General features: G+C 43.8%; 22 protein-coding genes. 1 reads left to right on the top strand and 21 read right to left on the bottom strand.

Annotated features, from left to right (window positions below):
- From AWH61_RS02410 to AWH61_RS02355, 12 genes are all read right to left on the bottom strand, one after another.
- Window positions 1-591, bottom strand: coding sequence for a hypothetical protein (locus AWH61_RS02410; RefSeq protein ID WP_014975893.1), 591 nt, complete (start codon window positions 589-591; stop codon window positions 1-3).
- Window positions 591-1235: an acetyltransferase gene (locus AWH61_RS02405; RefSeq protein ID WP_075176135.1), complete on the bottom strand. Its 645-nt coding sequence runs from the start codon at window positions 1233-1235 to the stop codon at window positions 591-593. Before AWH61_RS02405 ends, AWH61_RS02410 begins: the two co-directional genes overlap by 1 nt.
- A gap of 9 nt (window positions 1236-1244) precedes the next feature.
- Window positions 1245-2366 carry a UDP-2,4-diacetamido-2,4,6-trideoxy-beta-L-altropyranose hydrolase gene (pseG, locus tag AWH61_RS02400; protein WP_075176134.1) on the bottom strand — a complete coding sequence of 374 codons (1122 nt, stop codon included), beginning with the start codon at window positions 2364-2366 and terminating at the stop codon, window positions 1245-1247.
- 2 nt (window positions 2367-2368) lie between these two features.
- Window positions 2369-3064: a pseudaminic acid cytidylyltransferase gene (pseF, locus tag AWH61_RS02395; RefSeq protein WP_075176133.1), complete on the bottom strand. Its 696-nt coding sequence runs from the start codon at window positions 3062-3064 to the stop codon at window positions 2369-2371.
- A gap of 78 nt (window positions 3065-3142) precedes the next feature.
- Window positions 3143-6505, bottom strand: coding sequence for a motility associated factor glycosyltransferase family protein (locus AWH61_RS02390; protein WP_075176132.1), 3363 nt, complete (start codon window positions 6503-6505; stop codon window positions 3143-3145).
- Window positions 6505-6822 carry a hypothetical protein gene (locus AWH61_RS02385; protein WP_075176131.1) on the bottom strand — a complete coding sequence of 106 codons (318 nt, stop codon included), beginning with the start codon at window positions 6820-6822 and terminating at the stop codon, window positions 6505-6507. The genes AWH61_RS02390 and AWH61_RS02385 overlap by 1 nt, the downstream gene beginning before the upstream one ends.
- A complete protein-coding gene (gene fliS / locus AWH61_RS02380) occupies window positions 6819-7247 on the bottom strand; it encodes a flagellar export chaperone FliS (RefSeq protein WP_014975887.1) in 429 nt (142 codons plus the stop codon). The genes AWH61_RS02385 and fliS overlap by 4 nt, the downstream gene beginning before the upstream one ends.
- A gap of 21 nt (window positions 7248-7268) precedes the next feature.
- A complete protein-coding gene (gene fliD, locus AWH61_RS02375) occupies window positions 7269-8699 on the bottom strand; it encodes a flagellar filament capping protein FliD (protein WP_014975886.1) in 1431 nt (476 codons plus the stop codon).
- A gap of 11 nt (window positions 8700-8710) precedes the next feature.
- Entirely contained in the window at window positions 8711-9211 is a 501-nt protein-coding gene (locus AWH61_RS02370; RefSeq protein ID WP_014975885.1) for a flagellar protein FlaG, read from the bottom strand.
- 88 nt (window positions 9212-9299) lie between these two features.
- Complete coding sequence (locus AWH61_RS02365) at window positions 9300-10139, bottom strand: flagellin N-terminal helical domain-containing protein (RefSeq protein ID WP_014975884.1); 840 nt, start codon at window positions 10137-10139, stop codon at window positions 9300-9302.
- Window positions 10140-10912: 773 nt separating this feature from the next.
- Window positions 10913-11761 carry a flagellin N-terminal helical domain-containing protein gene (locus AWH61_RS02360; protein ID WP_014975883.1) on the bottom strand — a complete coding sequence of 283 codons (849 nt, stop codon included), beginning with the start codon at window positions 11759-11761 and terminating at the stop codon, window positions 10913-10915.
- Between the two features lie 706 nt (window positions 11762-12467).
- Window positions 12468-13313 (bottom strand): flagellin N-terminal helical domain-containing protein, encoded by an 846-nt coding sequence (locus AWH61_RS02355; protein ID WP_039224827.1) that lies wholly within the window; start codon window positions 13311-13313, stop codon window positions 12468-12470.
- A gap of 239 nt (window positions 13314-13552) precedes the next feature.
- Between AWH61_RS02355 and AWH61_RS02350 the strand changes: the two genes are divergently transcribed.
- The gene (locus tag AWH61_RS02350; RefSeq protein WP_075176130.1) at window positions 13553-14527 is read left to right on the top strand and encodes a hypothetical protein; all 975 of its coding nucleotides are present in this window, start codon (window positions 13553-13555) and stop codon (window positions 14525-14527) included.
- Between the two features lie 6 nt (window positions 14528-14533).
- Here AWH61_RS02350 and flgL read toward each other — a convergent pair whose 3' ends face one another.
- From flgL to flgD, 9 genes are all read right to left on the bottom strand, one after another.
- The gene (gene flgL, locus AWH61_RS02345) at window positions 14534-15757 is read right to left on the bottom strand and encodes a flagellar hook-associated protein FlgL (protein WP_075176129.1); all 1224 of its coding nucleotides are present in this window, start codon (window positions 15755-15757) and stop codon (window positions 14534-14536) included.
- Window positions 15758-15764: 7 nt separating this feature from the next.
- Window positions 15765-17807, bottom strand: coding sequence for a flagellar hook-associated protein FlgK (gene flgK, locus AWH61_RS02340; protein WP_083605846.1), 2043 nt, complete (start codon window positions 17805-17807; stop codon window positions 15765-15767).
- Window positions 17808-17823: 16 nt separating this feature from the next.
- Window positions 17824-18774, bottom strand: coding sequence for a flagellar assembly peptidoglycan hydrolase FlgJ (flgJ, locus tag AWH61_RS02335; protein ID WP_075176127.1), 951 nt, complete (start codon window positions 18772-18774; stop codon window positions 17824-17826).
- Window positions 18775-18833: 59 nt separating this feature from the next.
- The gene (locus AWH61_RS02330) at window positions 18834-19946 is read right to left on the bottom strand and encodes a flagellar basal body P-ring protein FlgI (protein ID WP_014948600.1); all 1113 of its coding nucleotides are present in this window, start codon (window positions 19944-19946) and stop codon (window positions 18834-18836) included.
- A 22-nt stretch (window positions 19947-19968) separates the two neighbouring features.
- On the bottom strand, window positions 19969-20649 hold the full coding sequence (gene flgH / locus AWH61_RS02325; RefSeq protein WP_014948599.1) for a flagellar basal body L-ring protein FlgH: 681 nt from the start codon (window positions 20647-20649) through the stop codon (window positions 19969-19971).
- An 11-nt stretch (window positions 20650-20660) separates the two neighbouring features.
- Window positions 20661-21449 (bottom strand): flagellar basal-body rod protein FlgG, encoded by a 789-nt coding sequence (gene flgG / locus AWH61_RS02320; protein WP_014948598.1) that lies wholly within the window; start codon window positions 21447-21449, stop codon window positions 20661-20663.
- A 46-nt stretch (window positions 21450-21495) separates the two neighbouring features.
- Window positions 21496-22239, bottom strand: coding sequence for a flagellar basal body rod protein FlgF (locus tag AWH61_RS02315; RefSeq protein ID WP_012517630.1), 744 nt, complete (start codon window positions 22237-22239; stop codon window positions 21496-21498).
- Window positions 22240-22463: 224 nt separating this feature from the next.
- Window positions 22464-23843: a flagellar hook protein FlgE gene (gene flgE, locus AWH61_RS02310; RefSeq protein WP_075176126.1), complete on the bottom strand. Its 1380-nt coding sequence runs from the start codon at window positions 23841-23843 to the stop codon at window positions 22464-22466.
- Window positions 23844-23857: 14 nt separating this feature from the next.
- Window positions 23858-24544: a flagellar hook assembly protein FlgD gene (gene flgD, locus AWH61_RS02305; RefSeq protein ID WP_012517628.1), complete on the bottom strand. Its 687-nt coding sequence runs from the start codon at window positions 24542-24544 to the stop codon at window positions 23858-23860.
- Window positions 24545-24551: the final 7 nt, after the last annotated feature.

The following is a 24551-nucleotide window of genomic DNA, read 5'->3' as shown; positions in this document are numbered from 1 at the left end:
CTATTCTCCAACAATGAACTGTACGGTTCCAAAACGTTTTCCATCGATAACAACGTCGTTAATTGAAAACTTGTTTTGCATTATCCGCGTGGTTTTAATTGAAAGACTTTCATAACCTATCGGCAGTTCATCAAAAAAGTTAAGCTGCCCCACTAACCACTTGCCCGTCTTTAGACTAAAGAGTGTGTTATGGAGTTTTTTCGTCAAGGCAACCACTAGTTCTACAGTTGTGCAGTCGTTACGAAAAAAAGAAGTCGCCTGCTGCTCATCAGACATGACATCAGCACGTTGTACTAGTATATCTTCGTCAAATGGGTAGGATTCCTGTACTTGCCCTTCTGTCTCAACAATCACGCCTCGCGTTCTTTCTTGTGTGTTCTTATCAAGAAGCTCAACTGTACCAACAATGTTTTTTTCAACATCATCTTCGAGCTGCCCAAACAAAACCTCACACTGCCGATGAATCAATTGTTTAAACACGAGTTTGGTTACGATTTGATTTTCTTCACACACTGCAGTGCTAAACCACGTATAAAAGTCGGTACTATGGAGGTAGTTTCTCGAGCCTTTAAATTTGAGCTGTGTTTTCATTATCGAATCCTCTTAGCCGGATTTCCCAACATGGTAGACTCAGGGGCAACGTCCTTAAAAATTGCTGCTCCTGCTGCCACTGTGCTGTACATCCCAACACGCACGCTGTCTCTCACAACGGAATTTGGCGCTAGTTGTACACCTTCCTCAATGTGTGCATAGCCACACAGTGTTGAATTAGGGCCTATATCGACTAAATCATCAACCGCAACATCATGCCCTAAATTAGCATTAGCGCGAATAAAGCAGTTGTCACCCACTCTTGTACCGGGCTGAAGCACAGTATTTGCTGCAATGACAACACCGCAACCGAGTTTAACGTTAAAACCGATGTTCGCTGACGGATGTACCAGCGTAGCTAACCGGTGCTGTGGAATGTTGAGACGCTTAAACTTTTCTGCACGGGCTTTCATTTTTCCCACGGACAACAGTGCATAAACGAATAACGTATCTTCGTCTAAACTTTCCCATTCATGGGGCGCGCCCAAAACTGGCCATCGCTCTATATATTCACCTGCAGGAATATTGTCATTCAAAAAGCCGACTAGCTCTAAAGGCTCGCCAATCTTTATTAGATCAAGCACGATTTGTGCGACAACCAAGCCGTTACCGCCACCACCTATAATCACTACCTTTTTCAACACATCCTGCCTTTATTTGATAATTTCATCTACCCACGGTTGATTGTGGTTGTATGCTTCCATAATCGATAACGCGCTTTGTGACATTGTTTTCAATGTATCTGGAGAGCATCGCAAATTCTCAAGCACATTGACAACGCGTTGTTGAATTTTTTCTAAGCGCTTCGACTCTGTGCTGTAGTCCCCAACATAGACCGCGGCCCCCTTTTCTTCTAATGCGATCGCTTGCGCAACTTGATTTTGTGCAATAGCGAGGACAAGGGTCGGTAGCCCCATTTTACAACGCTCCCAGGACATGGTGCCACCACCACCAATTGCCAGGTCAGCCTGCGCCATTAATGATGAAATATTCGAAGCTTGCACATGTAATTTAAAGCCGTGCTGAGTACAAAATGCGTGTATTAGCGGCTTGAATGGGTGATGCTCTCCAATGATGACGTCAACGCTAACGGGTTCATTTAAGCTTGTGCACCACTTTGCGAGCAGCTCGCAGATAAATAGAGTGGCATTGTCTTTATCCATTCCTCCAAAGCATACAAAAATGCGCTTTAGTGCTTGAGGCAATGTAGGGGGGGAAAATGCAAACTCTTCTCGCAACGGAAAATACTGGGGACCGATCATGAGCTTAGTATTATTTTGAATTTTTCCATCCCATTTTTTCTGAGCATCAAGTACTAAATTAGGGTCAATCAATACATCACATTTTAGTGTTCGGTCGGCCAGCCCATCAATAACGACAACTTTTGCATTTAGGGCTTCTTTTAACGCAATGTGCCACTGTGAAGTCAAAGAAAAATGATCTACAACAACAATAACGCGCTCGTTTAATGTTGTATGGTGCAATGCCGCTAATGACTCACGCGCATCATTGGATTCTGTTCCACCTAACCAATGAGCGTGAGGACACCAGTTTCCTGCGTATTCTTGAGCGTTGGAAGTCGGTAACTCGATTACCTTAAAATCTGCGCGTCTGATTTCATCTAAACAATGCCCCTTGTGAGGCTTTGAAATAAAGTATATTGAAATACCGCGCGCTCTTAATAGCTTTGCCAGTGTAAGGCAGCGCATAACATGGCCAGTTCCTATGTGTTCACCACTGTCTACGCGCACCAACGCTGTAATCGAGTTGTTCATTTTCACAGCCCTCGAGACTGGATCGCTCTGAATAGAAGCTCTGCGGTTTCCCAATCTTCTTCGGTATCGATATCTTGCACGCGGTATCTTGGCATCAGAAACGCGGTGGCGTGATGAGAATACATTGGCAAATTCTTTAGAAAAGCGTCAGCCTTGCCCCAGTAGAATTGCCCTGCGTCATGGTAGGCTTCCAGCAGATCCTGAGAGCGTGTTTTCATGTGCTGTTTATCAAACATTTCAATATCACCTTGCGGCGTAAAATGGAAAGCACGTTGAATAGGAAAAGGAAAGCTTGTTGCAGAGAAACAGAAGTCCTTCTTCGAACTTTTTAATTTTGCAAACGCATTCACTAAGTCTTCCGATGTAACAAAAGGTGCGGTAGCGTAAAGCACACAACAGTAATTTGCTGGTTTTTCGTTGTCGGCCAGCCATGTCAACGCGTGATTAACAACATCGCGAGTTACCGCATGGTCATCAGACAATTCAGCTGGACGAACAAACGGAACGAAAGCCCCTTTTTCAATAGCAAACTGCGCAATTTCGTCATCGTCAGTACTTACAATAACCTTATCAAATTCCTTTGAGGCTAGAGCAGCTTCTATAGACCAGGCAATAATAGGTTTATTGCAAAAAAGGCGGAGGTTTTTTCGCAAAATGCGTTTGCTACCACCTCGCGCTGGGATTATTGCTACATTCATAAGTGTCTCTGCTGTTAGCGTATATCGGTTTAGCTACTTCTGACGCTAGTGGCACGGTGATTGAGTAATTTGCTCACGCTAAGACGACTTCTTTTTATTAAAAATGATCTTTGTTTTACAAAGTGATGCTTCTAACGGTCTTGGACATAACCAAAATCTATCACCGGCTTCATTGGTCATCTCTTTATCGGCAAGAGGCTCAGAAGCTAAAGCAAACATGCTGTACGTTTCAAAAGACGTCATACTATTTGACAACTTGTGGAAGTAATCATCGAAAAAACTCCCCCAATCCTCTTTCTCAAGCTTAGGAAACACCAATTTCAGTTTATTGCTCGAAACTAGCGCGAGTACCGCAGTAAACACGGATTTTTCCACGCCTTTTTTATCCGAATTGTTAAAGGGACTGAATACCAAAACGTCGGTTTCCGCTGTGTTGAAACCTTCATGTAATTCTAGCAAGAGTTCAGGTTCGTTTGTTATGAATGCCGCTCGGCTAACTTCAGGCTTGCGCTTTTTCAAATCAGCAGCACTTGAGATAAATTCAAGTTGATAGCGATGTTGACTGTTATCAATATTTTCGTTTAGGCCAAGAGTCTCAATAATATGGCTAGCAGAATCACTAATAAAGCCCACGTTCTTACTCTTTACGTATTCTGATAAGGTGATCTCTTGTCTTTCTTTTGTGAAACTTGAAACTGAGTCAAAAGCATCAGGATACATCGAAACACTCGTTAACGCGTCATCAAGAAAGTTGTGCCAACACGATTTAATAGCTTCGAATTTCTCCATCACTAGTTCGTCATTTTTGAAATGCGTTAATTTACTGAAAATGCTGTTTATGTAATTCGAAGTACCATTGAAGTAAAAAAATAAAATGGAGCTTTTACGCAAATACGCCTCGACTAAGAACTTGCGCTGATCGAACACCAGTTTATCGATATCTTCGCGCCCATTAAATTCTTTGTCAGATAACGCTTTAAAATTGGTGATGTCCTCTATTAGCGCATCATGATTAAACCGTTTAGCAAAACGTTGTTGGAATTCAGCTACCGGAATAGGAACATGAGCCTGAGTTTGAATCCAGCTCATCGCAGCCTGTTTGTCTTCCAATGAATTAGTAATAATTAACGCGTCTTGCTCTAATGGAGGACTTCCAACGATTTTTGCGCCATCGTTTAAATTATAAACGTCAGCATCACTGAAAGCAGATAAGGTTTTCTCAATCACCGACTTTGACATGTTGAATTCAAACTTGGTATTTACATAGGGTCTAAAGTTCCCTCGCACTACCAATGAAGTGTCTATGCGCTCTGCGTGATTAAACAGTTCGCCGCCATCTTTTTTATAATAGCCTGAGGATTTAGAGTGATGGTGATTAACATCAACCATCCCCAAGTCAACGCCGAATAGATAAACTTGTTTAAAGCCCAGTTCTAACACGTAGTTAATGACAAAATTCGATACGGTAGGATAGGAAAAATGAAGGAATGGCAATTCTAACTCAGGAAAGAGTTCCTTCATAAAAACCGTTGACGACTCACCTTCTTTGAAAGCGAGAAAGGTGTCTTTATAGAGCTTTACCGTATCAGGGTGAACACCATTACAGCTGATAAAATTGATCTGCTTTAAATAGTCTTTATCGCCTATACGCGATGCCCAATCGAAAGACGCTCGGTTCGACTCTACTTCTGCGTGAAAGTCAGGAACAATACCATTACTGTGCATTGCCTGTAAGGCTGTGCCGCAAGATATGACTATAGCTCGCTCCCTTTCTTCCTTCAAAAGGGGCAGTAAATTATCAAGAGAGGGGCCATTTCCGACGATAAATACCGCTACCTCACTTAAATTTCTACTGAGCTCCGGCACGCCAGATTTGCGATAAAAGCCTATATTATTTTCTACCGCCCATTTCGTATGCGTCGTGCCAAAGCGAGAATGCTCGAAGTATTCCCCCATGGCGACAATTAAACGCAGGTCTTCTCTTAGCTTATCAACCGCAGGAAGAAGTACCTCGTTATCATAGCCGAGTGTTAAGTAGGTATTGGCAATGATATGTGTTCCGATAGAGTGGAATTGACTTAAAAGGTCCCGTACGAGGTTAGTTCCGTCATCCCCGATGTTAAGGTAAATACGGTGCCGTTTTTCTTCAACTTTGTTCAGAATTGCCGCCCAATCTATCGCAAACAGAGAAGCAAAAAAGTAGTCTCGGTTGGGTTCGCAAACAAAGAGTTTTTCTATATCTCGCGAGTCACTGAGCGCTTCTAACTGATATCCTGCTCCCATGCCAAAAAGGAGCATCGATTTAACGGTTTCCGGTAGCTTACTTTCTTCCTCTTCCATTCCCGCCAAATGTTCTTGGATTTTCCTTACCATTTTATGATGCGAATAATGAATGAGTTTTCCCCCTGCGTAGCCTAATATTAGGTTATCGCGGTTGGGCTGCTTCACAAATGCTTCATAAGCTAGTTCAGACTCGCGTTTTGGGCTGTCACCGTAAAGCGGTGTGCAGGTCTCTATATGGAAGAGGTTTACTTCACCTGATTGATTAGCTTTTGGCTCCCACTTGACCGGCTTGTAGTCGCTGAATTCTTTAGCTATATCAGGGTAATACTTCGCAAACGCTTCAATGTTATTATCAAAAACGTCTTTACTAAGGTTACTGGTCGCCCAATCATTGGATGTAACCACCGGACTCCAAGGAACTAAATAGTCGTCAAATGGCTGCGAGGAAGAAAATGAAAATAGCCGCTTTTGCACGTCTTTAATTGTTAGCCCAGATAGACTTTTAAGTACTGAGTCAAAGCTCGCACTATGATAATGCTGATAAAAATGAACTGAAGCAAAAGGACTTACCTGCTTTAATTCACTTAAATCTTCTAATACAGAACTACCGTCTAACTGGCTTTGAAAATAAATTGCCGTTCCCTTCTCTGCAGCAACTTTGAAAATTTCTGGCCAAACACCGGTGAGCATAGAGCAATGTGTGAATTCAAAATTAGGCTCGTAAAGGACGATACTTTTGAAGTTAGTTTCATTTACCAATTTAAGTAGGTGAATTCCAAGAGCCAACCCCAGTACAACTAACACTTCTGCATCGTCTTCGATGGGCTTGGATTGCCGAGAAAACCCGTTTTTGTCCAATACCCAAGGAGAACTTATAAACGAGTCCACATGTTGATGAATACTTGCGGTTACCTGTTCCCCGTAAAAGACCTTGCCGCTATTAAAGTCGACAATATCGAGTTCTTTATCTTTGTTAACGAAAACTGAGGTGGATGTGCTTCTCGCCCGAATGAGCTGAGTAAAGATAGCCGGCATTACGCGCTTGAAAGCTATTAAGCTTTTTTCTTTGTTCTTTTTAATCGCGTACGCAGATTCAACTTCTAGCGATGTTTGTTTATCTTCATCATCTAAAAGGTAGAATTTAATAGCTTTAAGCATTATTTTTTATATCTCTTTGCCGCTTTTTGCGCTCTTGAAAAGCCAACTATCTCCTCTTTTGCAGCTAACTTCAACTTAAGCGCAAGTTCTTCTAATTCTTGATTAATAATTAGTTCATTTTCAGCGAAGGTAGTGCGTTCATTTCCAGAGAGTCTGCTTAACTCGCGAAGAACCAACGAATGTCGCAGGCTGATTAGATGACGGAAAGTTTCAGTTGAAAGCGCGGCAGGCTCTGCTGCCACGCAAACCGCAATTGCTGCGTTGACTTTGCTTAGGAAAAGAGGTGTAGATGAATGGTTTAACTTATCGACGTTCAAATCGCTTGCTTACTTTCTCGTTGCGCTCGAAACGCCTCTTCTTTTGCTTCTTGGGGAATCTGCACCCAAGCATCTCTAATCGGCGATAACAGTGAAGATACCTCATCTAACAACTTAATATCATTGTTAACATGAGCCTCGTTCAGTTTCTCGATCATAAATTCATAGAGGGCAAACATGTTTTCAGCAACTTCGCCGCCCACTTTTACATCTAACGTATCGCGCAGGTGAATAATAATGGCCGTTGCTTTCGAAATAAATGTCGCCTTCTCTTGCAACTCTTTTCGTTCCATTGCACCTTTCGCATATGCAATCCTGTCTAACGCGCCTTGAAGCAGCATCAAGGTCAACTTGTGAGGATCTGCATTGGCAACATCTTGCTTTAAATTACCTTTTTTGTAGGCATTAATACCTTTAAGAGACATACTTTCTCCGAAACTCGTACGTTATAGTGCGGCTAATAATGCCGAGCTTGTCTGATTCAACTGTGCCACAGTCTGGTCTAAGTTAAGGTACTTGCTTCGTAAGATTTGCTCATAGTTGAACATACGAAGCTCCAAAGTTTCCCTTTCAGAATAAACACCCTCTCTATTCTCTTTCGCCGTTTTTTCGCGCAGAGAAATAAGGCCTCCAGATGACGTAAACTCATCAACGAAATCGTATAAGCGAACCGCTATACCTTCATTTTCGTCTGTAAACAATGTAGCGATATCGTCGAAATTGTCTTCCAACGCATCTTTTAATCTGTCTTCCCCAGACCCAATTCCAAAGTCTGACGAACTAATTTCTAACTTTCCATCTTCGTCTAGCTCTATACCAAGTCTGAATAACCCACCGAGCTGTGAAGTAGACACGTTATCGCCAATGATAGATGATAGTCCAGACTGGATTCCTCTTAGCAATGAGTCTCCAGCAAGCGCACCATCTTCTTCCAACTCAGATTCACCATAGCGCGTCAACGTTCCAATTTCGTCAATAATCGCATTATAGTTATCTACAAAATCCCTAATTTTCTGTTCAAGACCTTCTTTGTCAAAACCGATTTTCAGCGTCGTCGACAAAAAGTTGCCCGCATTATCTTTGGGTGAGATCTCGTTAACATCAAAAGTGACGTTTTGAATTGTGTTTTCAAACTTATTTGACTGGCTTTGAACTTCAATTCCGTCAACAAATGCAATTGCGTTTTTGGCAGATTCAATGTTGGCAGCGCTAATGTTATTAGTTCCACCCGCAGTTGAAAGTCTGTCTAGTTCTGCAGCGCCTGTATCATTGTTGATAACTAGATCATTGCCATCACCGGTCTCTTCAGACAGAAACACCAGGCGAGGCCCTTCGGCAGTACCTGTATCAATAATATTTGCGGTTACACCGAAATTATCGTCTGCGCTGTTGATCGCTTCTCTGAGGTCTACAAGAGATGTGCCAGAATCAACGTTGATAGTAAATGAATCACCACCAGGAATGCTAAAGGTCAAAGAACCCGTTCCAGAACTTAAAACAGGATCTGAACTTGAAGTGAAAGCACCCGCGTCTGTAGTTATGCGACTTCCCGATGCAAGTTGTTGCACGGTAATATCGTAACTTCCGCGTAATGCTGAGCTCGACGCATCAGCAGATAAAACGTCGTCATCTTCTGAAGGATTAACGATTGTAGGCTCTCGACCGTTAATATCAGTATCGCTACGTAAGTCATCGACAGCATCTTTAAAATCTGACAACTTAGACTTTATCTGTCCAAGACCAGAGATTTCTGCTTCGATCTTTTCTTCTTTTGTGTTGAGCCTTTCCTCTTTAGGCAATCTCTCAGCATCTAAAAGCTGCTGGACAAGATCATCAAGAGCTAAACCTGAACCTACACCTAGCGACTGAATAGTCATAACCTACCTCATTAAACCTGATTGTTGATAAACACCCCTACGCTATTCCCTACATCCTGCTGTAATTCCTGAATTCTTTCAGCAAGCTTTAAAAGCTCCTCGGAAGGAATCTGCCGAATAACGTCTCCAGATTGACTATCTTTAACTGTCACAACCGAACGATTGGTATTTTCGTCGATTGAAAAAGTTAAATCCCTGTTTTGAACAGTTAGAAATGACTCAACTTTTGCTACCGCCTCTTCAAGGTCAGCAACATTCCTCTCTCCACCTTGGTTATCGACTTCTCCAGATAAACCTTGAGATAAATTTTCATCTTCCACCTCAACGCTGTTGCTTTGAGATGAAGAAGACTTAGCAAGCTCATCTATACGATTTGCGTCACTGTTAACTTCTTTAGGTGAACTTAAACTGTCTCTTACCGACGATGCTGTATTTGGTGCTGTACCTGTTGAAGTACCTATCGCTGTACTTGATGCAAAAGGCTGACCATTTTGAATATTCGGTATTTCCACGTTTCTACCCCCTTCTGAAACGACAAAACGGGAACCTGCCTAAGCAAGCACCCGTTACATCTCAACTAAGGCTAAATTGTATTATAGCTTATCCAAGCAACGATAGCGCAGTTTGTGGACGCTGGTTGGCCTGGCTCAGAACTGAAACAGATGCTTGCTGAATAATCTGGTTACGCGTTAATTCAGCCGTTTCCGCAGCAAAGTCCGTATCTCTGATTTGAGAGCGTGCCGCAGACAAGTTCTCACTGATGTTACTCAGGTTACGAATAGTCGACTGGAATCTGTTTTGAAGCGCACCTAAATCAGCACGAACGCCCCCAACACCAGATATTGCAGCATCGACCGCACTTAATAGCGCAGCAGCACCTGAAGCAGTTTCAACACTATCACCATCAATACCAAGACCGGCTGTACTAAAGCCAGTAATTGATCCTAGGTTACCGGTTGAAAGGTTTACTGAAATCGTTTGACCTGCGTTAGCACCCACTAGGAATGAAGCAGAAAAGTTACCATCTAAGATGTTAACGTTACCAAACTGAGTATCCGTTGCGATACGTGAAATTTCAGTTCGTAGCGCTGATACTTCTTTTTGAAGCGCCAAACGGTCAGCAGAAGAGTTGATGCCGTTTTGCGATTGAATTGATAGCTGGCGAATACGCTGTAGGCTCGTAGTAATCTCACTGATCGCACCTTCAGCTGTTTGTGCTAAAGAAATAGCATCGTTCGCGTTGCGTACTGCTTGGTTCAAGCCTTCAACTTGCGAAGTAAGTCTGTCAGAAATTTGAAGACCTGCAGCATCATCTGCGGCACTGTTAATTCTAAAACCTGAAGACAATCTTTCGAACGACGTGTTAAGACGATCATTTACGTCAAAAAGCTGACGTTGTGCGTTGATCGAAGACACATTTGTGTTAACGAATAAACTCATTGGAATACCTCCTAGGGACTCGTCGACCAATGTGGTACGATCAAATCCTTCCAGTTCAAATTAGCTTGGTCACTACTCCGAGCTAACGCCTCTGTTAAAAGTAAAGTAAATTACCCCTCAACTATTGGTATCGGCCAACCCTTTAGGTTCTTTAGTTTTTTTTTCGTTTTTTTTATCTTTTTTCGAAACAAACAGATAAGCCACTGAATTAGTTGACAAATAAATTTATAAAAATTTAAAAAGATCACATTTATTCGGTTGATTTATCAAGCAATGATTAAAACGACTTAAAGCGTTTAAGAAGGTTTGTCTTTTTCGCAACAAAGCGGCAGTACCTACTTCTCATACGCAAGACAGAATCAGCTTGTTAATTGAACGGCAAAGAATTGGAATGAGAGTACCACTGCATGTCTTATCAATAAGACAGGCGAAATCTTTTACTCTAAATTTAAAGTTGGCATTGATGCTGCAAGGTATATTTTGAACAAATTGTCGTGCTCTGCAATTTGTTTGAAATTGGCGGGATGTTTCGGTATTACTAAAAAAAAGGCCGAGACTATTTAATCTCGGCCAATTTGCTCACGTTAGGAGATTGAGCAAATTCAGTTTCTGTCGGCTGGCAGGTATTTAGTAGGATAAACTGGCCTCTCAACCAACACTTCTACACTCTCAGTCCTGTTAGTCGACGCTTTCTCAAAGGGGCGGCCTTACGGCCGCTATCCTTTTTCAGGGGATGGCCTCTCAACTCCTTCCCAACTTCAAGCGTCTTTTAATTAACCACCTAGTAGTGAAAGTGCAGCCTGTGGACGCTGGTTAGCCTGTGCCAGGATAGTAGTACTAGCTTGCTGTAAAATCTGGTTGCGGCTTAGTTCTGCCGTTTCGGTGGCAAAGTCTGCATCTTTGATTCGCGATCTTGCCGCTGATACGTTCTCTGAGATATTGCTCAGGTTTCTAATCGTAGATTGGAATCTGTTTTGAATAGCACCCAAATCTGCGCGAAGGCCACCAATTGCAGAGATTGCTGCATCTACATCGTCAAGAAGAGCAGACGCACCCGCTGCGGTCAAAACGTCGGCAGATATAATTCCAAGCCCTGTAGCACTGAAGCCGTTAACACCTGCTGCGGTTAATGCTTGAGTCGATAGGTTCACTGAAATTGTTTGTCCAGAGTTTGCGCCTACCAAAAAGCTAGCAGAGAACACACCTGAAAGAATACTAACACCAGCAAACTCAGTTGTTGTTGCGATACGTGAAATTTCAGTTCTCAATGCAGAAACTTCTTTTTGCAGCGCCGCTCGGTCAGCTGAGCTATTAATACCGTTCTGCGATTGAATCGCCAACGTACGAATACGTTGTAGAGCAGTGGTAGTTTCAGCCATCGCACCTTCAGCAGTTTGTGCTAGTGAAATACCGTCGTTAGCATTTCGTACCGCTTGATCCAAACCTTGAATTTGCGAGGTCATACGGTCAGTAATTTGCAGTCCCGCGGCATCGTCTGCAGCACTGTTAATTCTAAAACCAGATGAAAGACGTTCAAACGCGGTGCTCAAGTTATTACCGGTAGTGAACAATTGACGTTGTGCATTCAAAGATGACACGTTGGTATTAACAAATAGACTCATGGGTCTCTCCTAACAGTTTCGAGTGTTGCGCTATTGGTTTTATTATTTGCGCGATTAGTTTAAATATTTGGCATAGCCTGTGCTTTGAATTACATGTCAGTTCAATCTGACGTTTCATTGGCACACTACCAATGGAACTTGCTAAGTAGAGAAGTTACTTCTCTTTGCTGGTCGGTGGGTTTGGTGTTCCAGAACCTCAAACCTCTCACTACCTCCTGGCTCTAATCTCGCCGGTCAGCAGCTCTAACCATTCATCAGCAAACTCCATTTTTTATCGACCTTTACTTGAATTTACTTTAGTAATTTTTTCAAATAATTACATTCGATTTAAAGCACTGTTTTTCCTAACTTTTAAATACAGTTAATTTAAAAAAACTTGTATTCAAACTGTGCTTTTTACGCTCTTAAACATTAGCTTTAGAAGCATAGAGAAAAGAAACATGGTTTATCTCCCCTTTGTAATAGTTATCGTCAAAGATCGAATTTTACTTTAGGTATTTTTTGCTAAATTTTAGAAAAACGGCGGATATAAATTAAAAATCTATATATTCCAGAGTGTTAGAGGGTAATTTTACGTGCACGAATAGTATAAATGAGGGGAATGACGCGTTTGAAAGGTCGGTATATAGAAAAGCTGGTCTTCAAAAGACCAGCTTTGAACGCACGTGAACTAGAGCACTACCTCCTGGCTTCACGTTAATGGCGATTAGCCTAGAAGCTGTAAAGCAGCCTGAGGACGCTGGTTAGCCTGAGATAATACAGTAGTACTTGCCTGCTGAATGATCTGGTTACGCGTCAAGTTAGCGGTTTCCGTAGCAAAATCTGTATCTTTAATCTGTGAACGTGCAGCCGACACGTTTTCAGAGATATTGCTTAGGTTACGAATAGTTGACTGGAAGCGGTTTTGCAAAGCACCCAAATCAGCTCGTAAGCTACCAATAGCAGAAATTGCGCTGTCCACATTATCAAGAATTGTAGAAGCATTTTCTGCTGAAAGAACATCACCAGTGCCAATACCAAGACCCGATGGGCCAAAACCTGAAACACCCGCAGCAGTAAGCGTAGGTGAAGACAAGTTAACAGAAATTGTCTGACCCGAGTTTGCACCTACTAGGAACGAAGCAGAGAACGCACCTGAAAGGATACTTACACCAGCAAATTCAGTGGTTGTAGCTATACGTGAAATTTCTGTACGTAGTGCAGATACTTCTTTTTGAAGCGCTGCGCGGTCTGCAGAACTGTTGATACCGTTTTGTGATTGAATAGCTAGAGTACGAATACGTTGAAGTGCTGTTGTTGTCTCAGACAACGCGCCTTCAGCAGTTTGCGACAATGAAATCGCATCGTTAGCATTACGAACGGCTTGGTTTAGACCTTCGATTTGTGAGGTCATACGATCGGTAATCTGAAGACCTGCAGCATCATCAGCAGCGCTGTTGATACGGAAGCCTGAAGATAAACGTTCAAATGAAGTACTCAATGAATTGCTTACATCAAAAAGCTGACGCTGGGCATTCAATGAGGATACATTGGTATTAACGAACATAGACATAAAGTCTCTCCTACACTCTCAGTCCAGCGTGCGCTGGCTGTCGGGATTTCCGACGTTTTGTTTTAGTAGTCATCAAGACCTGAGGGGTAATTGATGAACTGGCTCTCTCAGAAACTGTATCGACAACATATAAATTCTCTTTAGAAAAAATTACGATATTTGCCGATTAGCGGTAATATGTTGCCGCTCGACGAGACAAGAACTTTCAGTAACCATCAGATTTTTAAAGGAGATTTCAATTGAAACAAAAACTTCAAATAGTTGAAATTAGTCGTGTATCACCACCTGCAGTTCATGCAGCCTTTACTGATTTGATGGAGAATCCCTTCGACAAAAGTAGCAGTTCACTGCTGTGCTGCTATCGCCAAGCAACAGATCATGTGAGCAGAGATGGCGCTATTGTTATCCTTACTTTGCGTAAAGAAACGTTAGAAGTGATCAACAAAGTGTTGATTAAAGAGCTCGGTACCGATTTAAGAGATCCTAAATTGATGTACGACGGTCAAAGAGCAATAGTAACGGCCTTCGCTAAGACAATTGATGAAAATGAACAAGCACATACTAAGATGCTAAGTGTTTTCTCCACAACTGGACAATCTTGGTCTAGCAAACACTGGTTCGGCGATGATGGCTGGTGGATATGGAAGCCGCAATGGATAAACAACAAGGCATTCGGCTTTGCTTATCACCGCCCCGCTGATTACATTTCGCTTTACGAAGGCGACCCCACCCGCGCAATGCGCGTCCACAAACCAAACGTTTTCGGTCTTGCTAAAAATAACAAGGGATTCCCAAATGAAAGCGCCCTCTTGTTTGACCACGACGGTGAAGCAACAGTATTTTTAAGACGAGATGCCGATACATTTTCTGCTCAATTTGGCACATCTACGCCTCCCTATACAAAGTGGTTCTGGCATGACTTGGGAATTTATATTGGTGGGCCTTGTGCCATAGCGCTCACTAAAACAACATTCCTTGTTGCTGGTCGGCATGTGAACTGGGAAACCAGAGAGTTTTCGACACGACTTTGGCATTTCGATAAGACAAATAAAACACTAACCGAAATACTAACAATGCCCAGTAGCGGTGATACAAGTTATCCTGGCCTGATATTAGATAATGATCTACTTTACATGTCTTACTATTCAAGCCATATAGATAATCAGGCTAGGGTCTATGTAGCCAAAATTGGTGGGGTTAAGTCGTTACTTTAACCCGGACTAAATGTAGTTAAATAAGGAAAGGTTGGAAATTTGCGGAAATGTTGCTAGTGCCGCACTTAACGCGGTTTCCTGTTTCGCAAATTCAGTCGATGCTTCAGCGTAGTCAACATCTTGAATTGAAGAGCGCTGGGCTTTCGCTGCAATTTCCATGTCTAGGTTACTTTCATAAGTACTTTCAGCGATATTCAAGCGACTTCCCAAGGAAGCGCGCTCTAGAGATATTTTCTCTAGGCCGTTATCCAGACCTACCAATGCATCGGCGATAGCATCCTGTAGCGCTCCATGATTAATTGAAGTGTCTGATAGTAAAGACTGCACTTCATGGATTGTTTGTGCCATGCTTTTTTTCTCAGGTTGATCTAGAGAAAAACTGATCGAGTCGCCTGGTGACGCAACAGCTTCAAATTGCATACCTTTCAGCGTAAAGGGCTCTCCTGAGGTGTAGCCTACCGTTTCAATAACTGCACCACTGTTTTGATTAACAAGCTGAGCCTGACCTGTTCCGAGAAAATCTACCCTAAAGTCGTTGTTTGTTAGGTTAGCATTATCATAATTATTATTAAAAAAGGTATCGAAAGTACCTTGTTCCTTAATTGTCGCTCCCTCTAACGAGGTTACTGTATTCGCTGTTACTGAAAAGTTGAAACGAGATAGTACGTTCTCAAAAACTTCATACCCGTTACTGGTAGACTGAATCTTCGAGCTATTTGAAAGCTGAATGAAGTTTACGCCGGCATCGCCTGAAAAGGATATTGCATTACCTCCCGAAGCCGGGTTAAAAGTAAATGCTTGATTGCCAGATTGATAACCTGCGTACAGGTAATTACCATCTGCATCCTGCGTGTTCATCAAATCAAATATTTCGAGCTTAATTTGCTCTAACTCTGACCCGATAGCTCGTTTGTCAGGATCATCCAAAATGCCATTTCCCGCCTGAACGATTAATGTTCTAGCACGGTTAACCGAATTGGTAATATTCGTCAATACCGCTTCCTGCTGTTCGAGCGAACCTGTTACTAGATCATTGTTGCGCTGAAATTGGGTTAGCTCATCGATTTCTTCGGTTAAACGTAATACTTTTGCCGCACCAACGGGGTCGTCACTCGGAGTGATAATGCGTTTTCCAGAAGCTAGCTGCTCTTGAGTCTTTGCCAAATCGCCCTGATTTTGCATAATCGAGCGCATGTTTTGATCATAAATTTGATTCGTTGATATACGCATAACTCACCTACCTTGCTGACTGCAAAATGGTATTAAACAATTCTTGCGCCGTAGACAAAATTCGCGCTGCGGCAGCATAGCTTTGTTGATACTTTATTAAATTTGCGGCTTCTTCGTCTAAGCTAACGCCAGAGACAGACTCAAACCAATTCTGCGATTGAACCTTCATGGCTTCCGCTGAAGCAAGTGTTACTTTTGCCATCGAGGCATCTTCACCAATTCGGCCAACCATAGATGCATAAGCATCTTGGAAGGTACGTGGTGTATTCGTTGCCTCACTGCTCACTTGCACCGTATTTTCGTTTTGAATAGCCGCTAAATTAAGCGCATTACTGTTATCGTTAAAGCCATCTGTATTATAGCTGATCGAGAAACTATCCCCAGCTTTTGGCACGCCATCCAAACTCAAATCAAAGCCTGGATCTGGGCTTATTCCCGCTTGACTAATGAGGTTAGTTAAATCAGTTGTGCCAGTTACTGTAGCTAAAACATTACCGCTTCCATCTACAACGTCGTATGTATCTGCGGCCGTAAAGTTAATTTGAGCTGGCGCTGAATTTAACAGCCCACCCGCTCCGTCAAAAGCAGAAGCGCCGACTTCTGTGTTAGATACCGTAACGTCAATGACATTTGCGCTTCCCAAATTTGTATTATTTGCTCCTGCTCTCACCGGGCTTGCAAACGCTAAATCTTCAGGGCGATTTGTCTCTAGTGTAATCTTAGACGCGATATCTTTAGTTGGCTGAATGAGAAACTCATTACCCACGGTATAGGGATCGGTTCCTGAGAAATCAACTTCAATACCACCGGGCAATTCATTAAACCCAGCTGTAACCGCGTAATTGGAATAGATAATATCATTGCCAGAAGCGTCTTTTTTCGGTGTGCCATCTGCATTTAATAGCGTAATTTCTATTTGGCTAGGCACGCCCGCAGTTACTGCCGTAACCTCAATTTTGTAGTCAGCATCCGTTAGCTCTGCACCTTTTCCTTCGGTAATTTGTGCAGTTACAACAAAGTCACCATTGGTATCGCTATATGCTAATCCGCGAAACGAAGGTATATCGAAAATATTGCTACCAAGTTGGCCGTCTAAGTCCATCCCCAATTTATTTTGCGTATTCATTGCATCGGCGAATGCTACTGATAGCTGACCAACATCCCGCATTGCAGGGCCTAAAATTTCGTTTCTGTACCCGAATAAACCGCCAAGTGCGCCACCTAAATCATCTTCTACGATACGTATTGAGGCATCAGCTTTTGTCTGTGAGCCAAAGTTTGTTTCTAGTTTAAGCTGCTTGAACGTTAAGTCAGCATTGGTATTCAGTTCAAATAAATTAAATGCGCCATTTTCTAATACCAACGACTCACCAGAAGTCAGGTTAATTGTTACCGCTCCATTTTGCGTGGTGCTTTCTTTAACTGTTATTCCCATGATTGAAGCGAGCTCGTCTATCGCTTGATCTCTCTCATTAAGCAATGCGCTAGGCTGGTCGCTAGTATTGTTACCATTGGCAATAACAATATTGCGGTTTAGATCGCCAATATTGCCAATCAAGGTGTTCGCTCGGTTCACCATCGACGTGAACTCTAGGTTTAATTCTTCTTCTTTCTCCAACATATAATCAGACAATGTCTTCATTCGTTGGTACAAAGACTCAGATTTCCCTAACACTTGGTCGCGAGACGCCAGGTTAGTAGGATCGTCAGCAGCTGTTTGCAACGCGGCGAAGTACTCGCTCAATCCTTGGGAGATGGAGTTAGCCTCACTCGCTAATAGATTGTCAATGGCCGCTGTTTTACTAGAGAATGCCTCAAGCTCGCCGACAGAAGTAATGTCCCTGCGCAATTGGTTTTGAGCGAATACGTTGATGATACGTTCGGTATTGCCGATTTCTACACCAAAGACTTGGCTGTTTTGAAGCTCAGTGCGCTCGCGAACATAGCCTGGCGTGTTGACGTTGGCAATATTGTTACTGGTCGTTTGTAATAGCTTACTACTGGCGTTAACACCACTGGTGGCTAATGAGAATAAATCGACAGAACTCACAATGTAATCTCCAATGCTATGGCATTAACGTGCTGAGACGATCGCTGTTATACACTGCCATTATCTTGCGCGCGTATTCAGGGTCGGTAGCGTAGCCCGCTTCTTGAAGCGCCTGGGTATAGCGCGCCGCGTCAGAAGCATTCTCGACAGCATGGCTGTAGCGAGGCTGTGATGTGATAAAGCGTCCATAGTCTTCCATTGCGTCTTCTACTGACGAGTAGGACCTAAAAGCAGCCTTTTGTTTTTGGGGTAGTCCATTGTTAAATTCCAACGTGTCGACTACAGCCTGCTCTCCTTGCCATCCCTTATTTGCTTTGATGCCAAATAAGTTGTGCGAGCTTTCCCCATCCGCTTTATGGATAACAAATTTGCCCCACCCGGTTTCAACCGCGGCTTGGGAAATTATTGCTTTAGGATCCATTCCGTATTTTGCTGCCACTTTCTCAGCTATTGGCATTAGGCTCTCTACAAACTGCTCGGGACTTTCGAACATGGCATCTTTTTGTGCTGACTGGCTGCGAATAGACTGTGAAGAAAGGGCAATATCCTGCGCCTCAGTTACGTTGTACACACGGTTTCTGTTAAGTGATGATAAGTCTCCGTCACTTCTGATTACACTGGCAGGCGTATAGCTATCCTCAGTTTGACCTAACTGTTTAACAATGACATCAGCGAGACCTAAACCGCCACCGGAAGTGAGGTCTGTCGCTAGCTGTTGGTCGTGCATATCACGATAAAACTTAACTTGCTGTGAATTAAATGGGCTATTTTCGTCAGCAAGGGCATCTTGTGCTTTACGCATTGATTTCAACATCATTTGCACAAATATCGCTTCAAACTGCTGGGCAGCTTCTTGCAATACCGTCTCGTCGCCCGACGCAATGGCTTCACGCATTTTGTTTATGCTGCCCATATCGTGGACATTGCGAGCCATATCAAGCTGACTTTTTGTGCTAAGTGATTCCATCGTGCTTATTCCGCTGTGACTTTATTTTACTAACGTCTCGTAAATGCTCTTTGCTCGTTTTAAATAATAACGAGCTCTCCACGCAATGCGCCTGCTTGACGTAATGCTTCCAAAATTGCCATTAAATCGCCCGGCGCAGCGCCCACCTCATTTACCGCGCGCACAAGCTGGTCCAGAGTAACGCCTGGCTCAAACTTAAACATGCGGCTATCTGCCAAATCGACATCAACAATCGACTGAGTGGTAACGGCAGTCTGCCCTTCACCAAACGCGTTAGGTTGAGAAACTTGCTGATTTTCAGAGATGGTCACCGTTAGCCCGCCGTGAGTAATTGCTGCTGGTAACAAGCGAACGTCACTGCCAATAACAATGGTGCCTGTGCGGCTGTTTATTACCACACGCGCTGGCGCATCAGCTGGTGTAAATTCGAAGTTTTCTAAGGTAGCCAAAAAGCCCACGCGCTGACCGACATCTCGCGGGGCCGACACGCGAACAGACGCTGCATCAATGGGCTTAGCAATAACATAGCCATTTTCCGGCTGTGCACCTAAGCGCTCGTTGATCGTATCTGCAAGCGACTTGGCTGTTGAGAAATCTGGATAATGGAGGTTAAGCGTTAACGTATCGCCATTGGCAAAGCCTGTTGGTACAGATTGCTCTACCATCGCACCGTTTGGAATTCTGCCTACCGTTGGCGTATTAACGACAATACGAGAGCCATCACCGCCTTGTGCGCCAAACCCGCTCACGACTAAGCTGCCTTGCGCTACAGCGTAGACTTTACCGTCAACACCGCGAAGAAACGTCTGGAGCAGCGTTCCGCCTTGAAGACTGGCCGCCTCGCCAACTGAAGAAACCGTAATATCAATGGTTTGTCCGGGTTTTGCAAAAGCAGGCAGGTCGGCGTGTACCGCCACTGCGGCCACGTTTCGTATTTTTGGCTTGGTGTTAGCGTCAAGACTGATACCAAAGTTGCGCAGCATGGTTCTGAAACTTTGTTCGGTAAACGGGCTTTGCTCACCCGTTCCAGGCAAACCTACAACAAGACCATATCCCACTAATTGGTTACTACGTACGCCTTGAATACTCGCTACATCTTTAATGCGCTGCGCACCTGCCTGTAAAGATAAAAGCATTGTGAAAACGGCTAATACTACTGAAAACAAACGCATGTTCACTCTCCTATCCTAAAACCTAAAGAGGCCACCAAGCAGAATCAAAGAACTTGGTTAACCAACCCTTTTCTTGTGCTCGCGCAAAACTTCCCGTACCCGAATATTGGATACGCGCATTTGCAACCTTAGTGGACACGATTTCATTCTCGGGACTAATGTCTGCCGGACGAATGATGCCGGTAAGACGGATATATTCATCGCCCTGATTCAGGGTTAGCCACTTTTCGCCACGAATAACAAGGTTGCTGTTAGGAAGTACGTCGACCACAGTAACGGAGATAGCACCGTTTAAGCTGTTGCTTTGATTAGCTGTGGCATCACCGGAGAAATCTCGGGATGAACTTATTCCCAATTGTACGGACTCTCCGCCAATATTTATCGCTTGCCCAGCAAGCCCGGTAATAGGGTTAAGATTGACGTTTGAATCTTTCGCTGTGCTAGTGTCGGCTGATTTGCTCGCTTGGGTATTCTCGCTTAACGTTACAGTGATGATGTCACCGACTCTTCTTGCAGTAACGTCAGAATATAAGTTGTTAGCAAGCTGCGAACGAAAAAGCGAGCCATCCTCTACTACCGTTTCACGCGGGTAATCTGGCACTACCGGTGCAAACGACGGGTCGTTTGCCTGAACGGGAGGCTCGTTTGTACTGGCGCAACCGCCAAGTATCAGAAGTGCAGCAGATAAACCTAAAATACGCATGATGCTACCTACTAAAGTTGCTGAATAACCTGACCAAGCATTTGGTCGACCGATGAGATAACCTTTGAGTTCATCTCATACAAGCGCTGGCTTTCGATAAGGTTTACTAACTCTTCGGTCACGTTTACGTTAGACGTTTCCAACGTGCCTTGTGAGATATAACCCAAACCTTGCAGACCAGGGATCCCCTGAATAGGTGCACCGCTTGACGCTGTCTCTACATAAAGGTTTTGTCCGGTTGGTTGTAATCCGGTTGGGTTAACAAAGTCAGAAATATTAAGCTGACCGAGTACCTGCGGTTCAGCTTGGCCCCGTATGCTCACGCTAATTTCACCATCTTGAGAAATTGTGATTTGTTGCGCATCTTCGGGAATAGCCACTTCAGGCTGAAGCAAAAAGCCCGCGCCCGAAGTAACAATTTGGCCTTGGTCGTTCAGTGAAAACTGACCATTTCTTGAATATGCAATGGTGCCGTCTGGCTGCAATATTTCAAAGTAACCACGACCTTGAATTGACATATCAAGCGCGTTTTCAGTGGTTAACAGGTTACCTTGCGTGTGTGCTTTTTGAGTAGCAACGACCTTCGAGCCTGAACCAAGCATAAGCCCAGAAGGTAGCTCTGTGTCAGCAGACGAACGACCGCCTGGCTGATTGATATTCTGATAAAGCAAATCTTCAAACACCGCGCGGTCTTTTTTAAAGCCCACTGTTGACGCATTGGCTAGGTTGTTAGATACCACTGCCACATCGGTCTGTGCGGCGTCTAGTCCGGTTTTACTTATCCATAGTGCTGGATGCATGTTAACCTCCGACGTTGCTCATGGGGCAACGATGATAAAAATTCGTTTACAGAATGCGTAATAACGCATTGCCACTTTGATCTAGTTTCTCTGCTTGCTTCATCATTTTGACTTGAAGCTCGTAGTGACGCTGCAGACTTATCATGTCCACCATTTCGTCAACCGCATTGACGTTGGAACCTTCAAGCATGCCCGACATTACTTTTACGTTGGCATTGGCTGGCGCTATTGAGCCATCTTCCATTCTAAATAAGCCGTCGTTCCCACGTTCCATGTCTGCATAGTTTGGACTAACTAATTTAAGCCGCCCCACTTCTTCAATAACATTGGCAGGGGCACCTAACTGTCTCATCGACAACGTGCCATCGGCGGCGATATTGAGGTTATCTAAAGGAACAGGAAGGAATATTGGCCCATTGTCACCAAGCACGACGCGATCGTGGATATCTGTCAAAATTCCGTCATCGCCTAACTTGAAATTTCCATCACGCGAGTAAGCTTCTTGACCATTTTGATCTTGTACAGCGAACCAACCATCACCTTGGATGGCTACGTCTAAGTCGCGGTCTGTTTTAATCATCGGACCCGACTCGTAATTATTCGACGGGCTTTCTGTCATGGAAAACACGCGAGTCGGCAAACCTTCGCCGTAGGCCGGCATTGACCTTGCCTGCTCTAACTGCGCTCTGAATCCCGTTGTCTGTGCATTAGCCAAGTTATTGGCCCTAATCCCTGTTCCGAGTAGGTCTTGGGAGGCGCCACTTGCTGAAATATAGAGAAGTTTGTCCATGACTGACTTTTGACTCTGATTAAACCTTAAACAAGATTTTGCAAAGGCAGTGCCAATCTGTAGATATTTAGTCTAATTGAAAAATAAGGGCGGTATTGAATTGATATATATAGAAAAATAAAAAGGTCGCATTGTTGCGACCTTTCTAAATCGGGTCAAATAGGTACGGTTTTCCGCGCCTAAAATTTGCCGCTTAGCAACCTGCTAATGTAGCTTACTGCAAGCTATCGAATGTTAAGGATAGTCTGGTTTAGCGAGTTGTTCACTTCAAGCGCACGCGAGTTTGCCTGGAAGTTACGCTGAGCGATAATCATGTCGATGAGCTCAGTGGTAAGGTTAACGTTAGCTTGTTCTAGCGCCGAAGAGTTAATTTCGCCGAAAGTACCGGTTGTTGCTTCACCCGCTAGTGCCTCACCAGAAAGAATACTTTCCTTCCACTGAGTACTGCTCTCTTGAGTTAGGCCTTGTTCATTAGAAAAGCGAACCAAAGCGACACGAACAATAGGTTCAGACGTACCATTAGAGAACGTCGCGCGAACCAAGCCATCCGGACCAATGTCGATACCTGTTAATCGACCTACAGGCAAACCGTCCTGTTCTAATGAAGTAACTTCAAACGCAGAGGCGAACTGCGACGGTTCATTCGGTGTTGCGCTGGTAGGGTCTAAATTAAAATCGATGCTGATCTGCTGAGATGCGTCTGACCCATTAGCCAAAATCCCCGCACCCAGTGCCTCGGTCTGCATTTTAAAGTCTAAGGTAGGGTTACCGCTTGGCGTTTCCATACCAACGAAATCACCACCAGAAGAAAAGATAAGTTTCGATGCCGTTACCGTGTTCCCCGTGTTTCCACCGACCGAATTTACAGGCGTTCCAGGTACGGTACCGGTTTCGTCAACCATGTCCACCAATTGGTCATCTACTGCAGTAGCAACATACCACTCATTATCAACACCCGGTGTCGCATCCTTTATGAAGTAATAGGTCATTACGTGACTATCACCTAACGAATCGTAAACGGTTACCGATGTTGCTGCGTTGTAGGTAAGCGGATCTTCAGGGTCAAAATCTTGTGGATCTAGGGCTGCATCACCAGCAGGCAAGTTCATTCGAATGTCAACTTCTGTGGTTTGTGCGGGAGAACCCGAAGAATCTGGGATACGTACTGGCTCTGTAGTACTAAGTGCTACCGAGGCACTTGTACCATCAGAGTTAACGGGGAAACCCAATAAGTTATCGCCGTTACTGTTAACCACGAAATTGTCGCTATCTAACTTGAACTGACCCGCACGTGTGAACGAGAAGTCGCGAGACGTAATTTCAGGTACTGTCGCAAAGAAACCATTACCTGTGATCGCCAAATCAAGCGAGGTATTGGTAAACTGAAGGCTACCTTGAGAAAATTGCTGAGCAACTTCTTGAGTGAGTACACCGTCACCTACTTTAGTTTTGCCACCTGAAAGCAGTGATGCCGCATAAACATCGCCAAATTCAGCGCGAGATTCTTTAAAGCCAACTGTATTTACGTTTGCGATGTTGTTGGCGGTTACATCCAAATCTTTTTGTGCGGCTGATACGCCACTCAGTGCAATATTAAAAGACATTATTGATTCTCCTACTAACTGCCGATTTGAATGACGTCATCAAGATTGATACTGACATCACCATCCAAATTCAAAATTACGCCTTGACCACTACCAGCCAAGCTTACACTTCCAACATGGCGATTAACGGCGGTATTCAGCTGAACACCTTCTCCATTCAACTCGCCAGTGGCACTGATAACATATTCACCCGGTGCCATCTGGTTGCCATGCTTATCTTTGCCATCCCATTCAAACTCAATGTTGCCAGCGCTTTGTGTGCCTGCATCAATGGTTTTTATGACTTCACCAAACTGATTCTCAATAGTGATCGTCATATTCTGAACTGTTTTTTCATTCACGATGACACCCGAAATGCCATCGCCTTCATTGGCCATATAACCCACGTTACCTTGAACCAGCACGTTTTGCCCGATAAGACTAGAAGCTTGTAACGCTTGATTCGATGTCATTGAAGCTGCAAACGACTCAAACTTTTCGTTAAGCTGGGAAATACCGTCGGCCATCGTAAATGATGTCATCTGCGCTACCATTTGATCGTTATCAACGGGTGCAGTGGGATCCTGATTGGCTAACTGCTCAGTTAACATTGAGAAGAAATCTTCCTGGGTTAACTGCTGCTCGGTGCCGTCAGCTATTTTGACGGTTTCCTCTTGCCAATACAGATCAGTATTTAAGCCAGTATTGTTTATGGTATTCACTGAGTAA

This window comes from Alteromonas sp. W12, from assembly GCF_001924945.1.
GTDB classification, from domain to species: Bacteria; Pseudomonadota; Gammaproteobacteria; order Enterobacterales; family Alteromonadaceae; genus Alteromonas; species Alteromonas macleodii.
Note: the sequence above shows the minus strand (reverse complement) of the source record. Positions and strands in the feature narration are given on the sequence as shown.